Raw genomic sequence first — 8,382 nt, 5'->3', positions numbered from 1 at the left:
CACACCGCACTCGACGGACACCCGCCCATCACCCGCGTCAACAACCCTGCGGGTCAATACAACTAGGGCATGTTGCGGAAGTGCCGACCGTGCAGCACAACGATGTCTGATTGCCGCCAGCAAGGTCCTGCTGTGGTCCTCATGCTGGCGGCATGACGATGTCATCCACTACGGAGTCAGCAACAGTTCTCACCGGCATGTATGCGGCTGAGGCGGTGTATCTGGCGGCGGGAGGCCCTGGCGAGGCTTCGTTCGACCTCCTCGCCCCCTTCTTTGCGCCGGATGTCGAGCTGCATCAAGCAGATGCCCTGCCCTACGGAGGCACTTGGCGTGGGCACAACGGCATGACGCAGTTCTTCCTCATGATGGGAGAGGTGTGGGAGTCGTTCGAGATGGTGGAACAGGAGTTCCTGGCCACCGGTGAGACTGAGGTCGTGCTCACACAGGTCCGTGCCCGCGCTCGCGCGACCGGCCGTGAACTCAGCTTCCCCATTCTGCAAGCGATCACGGTCAAGGACGGGCGGATCACCGAGGTCCGTCCGTTCTACTGGGACACGCGGGCTATCGCTGACGCCTGCGCCATGCCGACACCAACAGGCTGAGGTCAACGGCAAAACCCATTGGTCACAGCCACTCGTTGAGGACTGCCACCAACACGGTCGCCTCGTAACGGACGGCAAGCTTGTCGTATCTCGTGGCCACGGCCCGGTGACGCTTGAGTCGGTTGATCCCGCACTCGACCGCGTGACGCTCACGGTAGTCGCTCTTGTTGAACTTCGGCGGCCGACCGCCTCGAGAGCCGAGTTTCTGGCGGTTGCGAACTCGGTCCGCCGGGACCGGAACGGTCGCCTTGATACCGCGTCTTCGCAGGTAGGCCCGGTTCCGGCGGGAGTCGTACGCCTTGTCGGCCCGCACACGGTCCGGTCGCCTACGGGGCCGACCCGAACCGATCCGCGGCACCCGGATCGCGTCCAGGACCGACTCGAACTGGGGAGAGTCGCCTCGCTGCCCAGCCGTGATCAGCACCGACAGGGGTTTCTGCCCCTGCTCGACAGCAAGATGGATCTTGGTCGTCAGCCCGCCCCGGGAGCGTCCGAGGCCGTGGTCGGCCGGCTCGACGGCAATGCCGCCGGGCGGCTCCTTTTGCAGATCCCCCTCTTCGCCGCCCCGGCCGCGTGCTGGTGGGCCCGGCAGACGGTGGAGTCGACGTTCACGTCCCAGGTGATCAAGCCCTTCGCATCCGCCTCGGCCTGGAGGTGGGTGACGATCCTGGCCCAGGTGCCATCCCGCTGCCAGCGGTGGAACAGGTCATATACCCGGTCCCAGGGCCCGTAGCGTTCCGGCACATCGCGCCAGGGAGCACCTGTCCGGGTCCGCCACCGTATGCCGTCTATCAGCTGCCGCCGCGTCCACACCGGCGGACGGCCCGGCTTGATGCCCTGTGGCAACAACGGCTCCAGCCGGGCCCACTGCCCATACGTCAGATCACCACGCCCCACAGAGCGTGATCATCCACGACCAAGATCCGCTTTCGCAACAGACCCTAGGCCATTTCGGTCAGCGTGAAGCGACGGCCGGAGCAGGAGAGCGCGGGCACGACCTGCGCACGGTCCGCGCCGAGGCCGGCCGGCAACTCGACCTCACGCTCCAGCAGGCGTGGGAAGGGCGTGTTGATGACCTGCTCGCCGGCCTCGGTGATGACGACCTCCGCCGACCTGCGGTCCGCCGCCCTCGGAGTGCGCCGGATAAAGCCGCGCTCCGCGGCAGGCGATGACCGGCCCCGACACATGCCGCAATGGAATGAGCAGATCCAGCTCCGGCGCCGCCACCGGCGCCGCCTCACACAGCGGATGCAACGCCCGTTCATGCAGCGTGTGCACCCGCCGGATCAGCGCGATCGCGTCCAACGGGGAGGTGTCCATGCCTGGATGGAGCGCTGTCCACCGCGCCTGCATGTCCTCAAGGGAGGAAGCACACCCAACCAATCGTTAACTTGTTAACAACTGGTTTCACTAGGTCACCCGTTCACACGTCGCGGTGCCGTACGACGACCACCGCGAGGGCGACCGCGGCCAGTGGCCAGAGGGCGTAGACGATCCAGCAGCCGGGGAGGGTGGCGGTGTAGCCCAGGGATCCGGGATCGGGCTCCCAGGTCTGGACGAGACGGGTCCAGGCGGCGGAGATCATGGTGTGTTTGATGTCGGCGGACCAGCGGTTGCTCTCGGAGAACATGGTGGGCAGCATCAGCAGGGTGAAGGCGCTGGTGAGCATGGTGGCGGCGGCGTGGCGGAGCAGGACGGCGAGGCCCAGGCCGGTCAGGGCGCACACCGGAGCCAGCAGCGCGGATGCCACCAGCGGGCGGAGCACATCGGGGTGCGTGATCGGGACGGCGGCACCGTGCCCGTTCAGGATGGCCTGGGAGACGAGGAAGGATCCTATGGCGGCGGCCGTGCCGACCGCGGTCCACAGCACGGCGGTGACGACCGCCTTGGCCAGCACGACCGCGCCGCGGGCGGGGACGGCCGCGAGGGTGGTGCGGATCAGGCCGCTGCTGTACTCGCTGACGGCGGTGAGGGCGCCCATGCTGCCCGCGACGAGTATCAGCGTCATGCAGCCGGGCGAGGAGAAGGCGTCGTAGGCCAGGAAGCTGGTGGGTTCGGAGCCCGCGGCCTTGTCGGAGAGCGTGGCCACGGCGGCGGACCCGATGACGAACAAGGTGATGAATGCCAGGACCCACGGGGTGGAGCGCAGGGACCGCGTCTTGATCCATTCGGAGGCGATCAGGTCGCGGAAGCGGGCGGGCGGCTCGGCGAGGGAGGCGGCCAAGGTGGTCGCGGGGGCGGAGGCGAGTGTGGTCATCGGGTCTGTCCTGCCTGGTATTCGATGCTGTCGGCGGTGAGTTCCATGAAGGCCTCTTCCAATGAGGGCGCCCGGGCCGTGAGTTCGGTGAGCAGGATCCGGTGCTCGAAGGCGAGCGCGGCGATCCGGTCCGTCGGCAGTCCGGTCACGACGAGCTTCTCGGCACCCGCAGACCCCTCCGGCTCGACCGATGCGCCGGCGGCGGTCAGCACCGCCGTCAGCTCGGCTGCCTGCCGCGTGCCCACCACCACGCCGAGGCTGGTGCTGCGGGCCGCGAACTCCCGTACCGACTCGGCGGCGATGAGTTTGCCCCGACCGATGACGACGAGCTGGTCGGCGGTGTTCTCCATCTCCGACATGAGGTGGCTGGAGAGGAAGACCGTGCGGCCCTCGGCCGCGAGGCGCCGGAAGAGGCGGCGCATCCAGAGCACGCCTTCCGGGTCCATGCCGTTGACCGGTTCGTCGAACATCAGCACCGGCGGGTCGCCGAGCAGGGCAGTGGCGACCCCCAGCCGCTGCTTCATGCCGAGCGAGAACCCGCCGATGCGGCGGCGCCCCGCATCGGCCAGGCCCACTTCGTGCAGCACCTTCTCCACTCGGCGCGGGGAGATCCCGTTGCTGCGGGCCAGGGCCGACAGGTGGGCCGTGGCGGTGCGTCCGCCGTGGACCTGGCCGGCGTCAAGGAGGGCGCCGACGTGCCGCAGCCCGCGGGAGTGGCTGCGGAAGGGGACCCCGCTGACGGTGGCGGCGCCGCCGGCGGGCGCCTCCAGGCCGAGGATCATCCTCAAGGTGGTCGACTTGCCGGCTCCGTTGGGGCCGAGGAAGCCTGTGACCTGGCCCGGCCGTACGGTGAAGGACAGCCGGTCGACGGCGGTCTTGCCGCCGTAGCGCTTGGTGAGTTCATGTACTTCGATCATGTGGACAACACTGCCGGGAGGGGCCCCGGCTGGTCATGGGGCCGTGGGCGGCAATCGCGGGGCCGGGTTAGCCCGGGGGCGTAAGCCCCCGGGACGACGCCGCGGGGACGGCGGCTGGATAGTGTCACGGGATGATCGACATACCGACCGCCCCGTCGCCCGCGAGCGTCGCACCGCGCGGCCTTCCTTTCGATGAGGCGCGCCCCCGATGACGAGAACGAACCTCATGGCCTGGGCGGGGGGTGTTCTGTACCTCCTCGCGGTGGGTCTGCTCGTGGGAGGCGCGCCGAGGGCTTCGGGTACGGTCCACGGCGTCGGGACGCTGCTGGCGTCGAGCCTCCTCGTCGGAGTCCTGCGCAAGGGGCCGGTCCTGGCCCTGACCCTGACTCTCTTCGGGTCCGCGGCCGCGGTGGCGGGTCCCCCGAGCTCCGCCGGTGTGGACCTGTCGGCTTCGTACCAGGGCCAGTTCCTGTCGTACCTGGCGGTGGACCTCGTGCTGGGCTTCATCGTCGCCACCCGCGCACGGCGGGCTTCGGCCGTCGCGGCGGGCGTATCCCTCGTCGTCCAGATCCTGCTTGTCGGCGGTTACGCGCACGGCGACGGGCTGATCGTCAACCTCTTGATCGCCCTCCTGTCAATGGTCGCAGCCTGCACGGTTGGCCTGCTGGGCCGGGAGCGCCGCGAGCATGCGGTGACGCTGCGCGCCCAGGAGGTGGCCGAGGCCGTGGTCGCCGAACGGCTGCGGATCGCGCGGGAGTTGCATGACATGGTCGCGCACAGCATCGGTATCATTGCCATCCAGGCCGGGGTGGGGAGCCGGGTCATCCGGACACAGCCCGAGGAGGCCCGCGAGGCCCTGCGGGCGATCGAAACCACCAGCAGGGATACCTTGTCGGGCCTTCGACGGACTCTGGTGGCACTCCGTCAGGCCGACGCGGACGCCGAGGTCTCGGGGCGGGTGCCGCTTGCGCCGTCGCCCGGTCTGGCAGACCTCGAACGGCTGGTGGCGGCGACGGCGGACGCCGGCGTACGGGTCGACATGCGCCGCGGCGGGGAACAGCGCCAGCTGCCGGCCGACATCGACCTGTCAGCCTACCGTATCGTCCAGGAGGCACTGACCAATGTGGTACGCCACGCGGGCACCGGACACTGCCGGGTGACCATCGAGTACGGGGACGGGGAACTATTCGTGGAAATCGTCGACGACGGGCGCGGCACCACACAGGACGGCCCGGCCCAGGGCTTCGGCATCGTGGGCATGCGCGAGCGGGTCGCTCTGCTGCACGGCCGCCTCAGCGCCGGGCCGCGTGCCGAAGGCGGCTTCCGGGTGGCGGCGCGGCTGCCCCTGCCCGACACCGCCGGAGTTCGGGTGGAAGTCCGATGACGGACAGTCCCGTGCGCGTCCTGCTCGTCGACGACCAGCCGCTGGTGCGTTCGGGCCTGCGCGTGATCATGGCCGACCACCCCGACCTGGAGGTCGTCGGTGAGGCGTCCACCGGCGCCGAGGCGGTCCAACTGGTCGGGGAGGTATGCCCCGATGTCGTGGTGATGGACATCCGGATGCCCGGCATGGACGGGATCGAGGCCACTCGACTCATCACCGCCGGCCCGACCGCGACGCGCGTCCTTGTCCTGACCACGTTCGACGAGGACGACCACGTCTACGGTGCGCTCCGGGCCGGAGCGAGCGGCTTCATGGTCAAGGACATGGCGCTCGACGACATCCTGACGGGAGTCCGCGTGGTCGCCGCCGGCGACGCACTGATCGCCCCGGGTGTCACGCGCCGTCTGATCGCGGAGTTCGCCGGGCGCACCGAAGCCGCCCCGGTACACTCCCCACGGCTGGTCGAGGGCATCACCGAGCGGGAACGGGAAGTTCTGACCCTGATCGGGCGCGGCCGGTCGAACACCGAGATCGCGGAGGACCTCTTCATCACGGTGGCCACCGCCAAGTCGCACGTGTCGCGCCTGCTCACCAAATTGGGCGCCCGGGACCGGGTTCAGCTCGTGATCACCGCCTATGAGACGGGGCTCGTCACACTGCCCGGCTGAGCGCGCCCGACAGCAACACCGGTTTCCTGGTCCGTTCCTCGCACAGCCCTGCCACCGCTCATGAACCGCATACGTGGGCGTGGCATTGGCCTCCGGACCGTAGGCGCCTCCTACAGATGCCTGCCCGAACGCAGGCGTGTGCTCGGGCGCAGCCCGGCACTGCGGATGCTCACCGGTCCGTCGTCGGTGACGGCGCGGGCCTGCATGCAGTGATGGATCAGAAGCAGGGGTACCGCGGCCTGCTCCTCCGGGCTGTGGGTGTCGAACCACCCGATGCCCTGTGGCATCGGGCGCAGGCCTTGGGCGAGTTCGTTGAAGATGATGTCTCGCTCGGTCATGATCAGCCCCCCCCCGCAGCCCAGCGAAGGCAAGGCCTCAGCGGTCTCGTCGGCGAAGACACAAAACTGCTGCTCGTTCTGCCGGCGGTTTTGCGGGTCGAGGGCTGCGACGGCCCGGACTTCGAGCCACTGGTCCCAGGGCCTCCCGGGGCAATAAACCGCGATGCGCGCTCAGAGCCGAGCACCTCATCGAGGTACAGGAGCGTCCCGAGGACAGTTGGCTGGTCGTAGTCGAGGTCGGGACGTGACAAGTAGTGATCAACGTAGGCGCTGAGTAGTTCGGCATCCGCTGTAGTGCCGAACTGTACGAGGGCGACGCAGTATCCCCCGCCCGCATACGGCCCCTCGCTGGCTAGGCCTGTCCGGCGGATCTTGTGACCGCCTCGGGTTCGAGTCGTTGGCATGCTCATGGGGCGGGGAGATCTCACGAACGATGAATGGGTGCGGCTGCGGCCACATCTGCCGAAATCCGGTCAGCGGGGCGGGCGTTGGGCGAGCCATCGCAGGGTGATAAACGGGATCCTCTTTCGGCAGCGCACCGGGGTGCCGTGGCGGGATCTGCCTGCGCGGTTCGGCAAGTGGAAGACCGCGTACGAACGGCACAGACGCTGGTCGGCGGACGGCACGTGGGACACGGTCTTCGCGGCCGTCCTGGCCGACGCCGACGCGGAAGGCCGTATCGACTGGTCCATGGTGAGCGTGGACTCCACCTCCTGCCGGGGCCACCAACACGCCGCCGGGGCACGCAAGAAACCCCCACGGATTCCGGGAAAAGACGCATGCCTTGGCAGCACCGCCCCGACGAGGGACTCGGACGCTCCCGGGGCGGCCTCACGTGCAAGATTCACCTCGCGGGGGAAGGCGGCCGCCGCCCCCTGGCCCTGCTGATCACCCCAGGCCAATGGGGCGACGCCCCGCAGCTCATCCCCGTCATGGAACGGATCCGCGTCGGCCGGCCCGGCGGTGGACGCCCCCGCACCCGACCGGACCACCTCAGCGGCGACAAAGCGTATTCCTCCCGGCGCAACCGTCGCTACCTGCGGCGACGGCAGACCAAGCACACCATCCCCGAGCCCCGAAATCAGCGGGCCAACCGCAAGCGCCGCGGGAGCCAGGGCGGCCGCCCCGCCGGTTTCGACAAGACGATCTACAAGCGCAGAAACGAAGTCGAGCGAACGATCAACGCGCTCAAGGGCTCACGCGCCGTAGCGACCCGCTTCGACAAACGGGCGTACGTCTTCTACGGCACCGTCACCCTCGCGGCGATCAGGCTGTGGCTCCGATGACACACCTGCCCGGGTGCCACACCCAAAGACGCAACGGCGTAGGGGGTGCCGGAGCCGTCGTCAGCGGACGACGTCGAAGATGTTCTTCTGCAGGCCGTTGGCGTAGACGTCGTGCTCGACCAGCTTCAGCTTCTGCGTGTCCTTGTCCCTGGTGCTGAACAGGCGCTTGCCCGCGCCGAGCAGGAGCGGGAAGACGAGCAGGTGGTAGCGGTCGATCAGGCCGGCGTCCGAGAGGGCCTGGTTGAGGGCGGCGCTGCCGTGGACGATGATCGGGCCGCCCTCGGTCTCCTTGAGCGCGGCGACCTCGTCGAGCGAGCGCAGGATCGTGGTCTCGCCCCAATTCGACACCAGCTTGTCCTCGGTGAGGGTGGTGGAGACGACGTACTTCGGCATCACCTTGTAGTCGGCGAAGTCCTCCATGTCGGGCCACACCGGGCTGAACGCCTCGTAGCTGGTCCGGCCCATCAGTATCGCGGTGGCTTCCTGCTGCTCTTGGCCCTTGATGTCGAACGCCTCGGGCAGGAACTCGATGTCCTTGAAGGTCCACCCGGAGTTCCGGTAGCCGGGCTCGCCGCCCGGAGCCTCCACGACGCCGTCGAGCGAGATGAAGGCGGTGCTGATCAGGGTGCGCATCAAAGGTTCCTCGGTATCTCGTGTCCGGTTCTCAGCAGATCCGGTCGGTGCGCGATTGGATCACACTCGCGGCTCCAGCGCACCAACTTTGATCTTTGACTGCGGATCACGGAGAAACTCATCGGTCGCCGCCCACCCTCCCCAGAAGCCTCACACCGGAGAGAGCACACACACGCCGGACCACTGCCTGGTCGCCTACGAGATGTTGCCGTCGGACATGATCCGCCGGACAGGCCCTAGTAGGACTTTGTTAGGTGGCTGGTCAGGGTCCGGTTTTGGTAGTTCGCTCGAGGTATG

Annotated in this window: 11 protein-coding genes; 4 read left to right on the top strand and 7 right to left on the bottom strand. The window is 68.5% G+C overall.

Annotation, left to right across the window (positions count from 1 at the left end; all coding sequences use genetic code 11):
* Window positions 1–152 precede the first annotated feature (152 nt).
* The gene (locus ABD346_RS38425) at window positions 153–602 is read left to right on the top strand and encodes a nuclear transport factor 2 family protein (RefSeq protein ID WP_344380956.1); all 450 of its coding nucleotides are present in this window, start codon (window positions 153–155) and stop codon (window positions 600–602) included.
* Window positions 603–624: 22 nt separating this feature from the next.
* Here ABD346_RS38425 and ABD346_RS38420 read toward each other — a convergent pair.
* The 4 genes from ABD346_RS38420 to ABD346_RS38405 form a co-directional block, all read right to left on the bottom strand.
* Window positions 625–1,499 (bottom strand): IS5 family transposase gene (locus ABD346_RS38420; protein ID WP_381229039.1). Its coding sequence is split into 2 segments (ribosomal slippage): window positions 625–1,152 and window positions 1,155–1,499, totalling 873 coding nucleotides; the frame shifts between segments, so codons are not numbered across the junction.
* Window positions 1,500–1,543: 44 nt separating this feature from the next.
* Entirely contained in the window at window positions 1,544–1,789 is a 246-nt protein-coding gene (locus ABD346_RS38415) for a hypothetical protein (RefSeq protein ID WP_344380954.1), read from the bottom strand.
* A gap of 236 nt (window positions 1,790–2,025) precedes the next feature.
* Window positions 2,026–2,859, bottom strand: a complete 834-nt coding sequence (locus ABD346_RS38410; RefSeq protein WP_344380953.1) for an ABC transporter permease — start codon at window positions 2,857–2,859, stop codon at window positions 2,026–2,028.
* Window positions 2,856–3,776, bottom strand: a complete 921-nt coding sequence (locus ABD346_RS38405) for an ATP-binding cassette domain-containing protein (RefSeq protein ID WP_344380952.1) — start codon at window positions 3,774–3,776, stop codon at window positions 2,856–2,858. Before ABD346_RS38405 ends, ABD346_RS38410 begins: the two co-directional genes overlap by 4 nt.
* A gap of 262 nt (window positions 3,777–4,038) precedes the next feature.
* Here ABD346_RS38405 and ABD346_RS38400 point away from each other — a divergent pair, with 262 nt between their 5' ends.
* Together ABD346_RS38400 and ABD346_RS38395 are read left to right on the top strand one after the other, a co-directional pair.
* Window positions 4,039–5,160 (top strand): sensor histidine kinase, encoded by a 1,122-nt coding sequence (locus ABD346_RS38400; protein WP_344380951.1) that lies wholly within the window; start codon window positions 4,039–4,041, stop codon window positions 5,158–5,160.
* The gene (locus ABD346_RS38395) at window positions 5,157–5,828 is read left to right on the top strand and encodes a response regulator (RefSeq protein WP_344380950.1); all 672 of its coding nucleotides are present in this window, start codon (window positions 5,157–5,159) and stop codon (window positions 5,826–5,828) included. Before ABD346_RS38400 ends, ABD346_RS38395 begins: the two co-directional genes overlap by 4 nt.
* Window positions 5,829–5,938: 110 nt before the next feature.
* On the opposite strand, the gene ABD346_RS38390 is transcribed toward ABD346_RS38395, so the two are convergent.
* Window positions 5,939–6,166 carry a DUF5958 family protein gene (locus ABD346_RS38390; protein WP_344380949.1) on the bottom strand — a complete coding sequence of 76 codons (228 nt, stop codon included), beginning with the start codon at window positions 6,164–6,166 and terminating at the stop codon, window positions 5,939–5,941.
* A gap of 2 nt (window positions 6,167–6,168) precedes the next feature.
* Window positions 6,169–6,570 carry a DUF6000 family protein gene (locus ABD346_RS38385; RefSeq protein ID WP_344380958.1) on the bottom strand — a complete coding sequence of 134 codons (402 nt, stop codon included), beginning with the start codon at window positions 6,568–6,570 and terminating at the stop codon, window positions 6,169–6,171.
* A 4-nt stretch (window positions 6,571–6,574) separates the two neighbouring features.
* Here ABD346_RS38385 and ABD346_RS38380 point away from each other — a divergent pair.
* A protein-coding gene (locus ABD346_RS38380) for an IS5 family transposase (protein ID WP_344380957.1) occupies window positions 6,575–7,452 on the top strand; the annotation gives its coding sequence in 2 pieces (ribosomal slippage) (window positions 6,575–6,935 and window positions 6,935–7,452; 879 coding nt in all).
* 60 nt (window positions 7,453–7,512) lie between these two features.
* Here the strand turns inward: ABD346_RS38380 and ABD346_RS38375 are convergent.
* Window positions 7,513–8,085, bottom strand: a complete 573-nt coding sequence (locus tag ABD346_RS38375; RefSeq protein WP_344380948.1) for a dihydrofolate reductase family protein — start codon at window positions 8,083–8,085, stop codon at window positions 7,513–7,515.
* Window positions 8,086–8,382: the final 297 nt, after the last annotated feature.

This window comes from Streptomyces mauvecolor (genome assembly GCF_039532965.1).
In the GTDB taxonomy this organism is placed as follows: domain Bacteria; phylum Actinomycetota; class Actinomycetes; order Streptomycetales; family Streptomycetaceae; genus Streptomyces; species Streptomyces violascens.
Note: the sequence above shows the minus strand (reverse complement) of the source record. Positions and strands in the feature narration are given on the sequence as shown.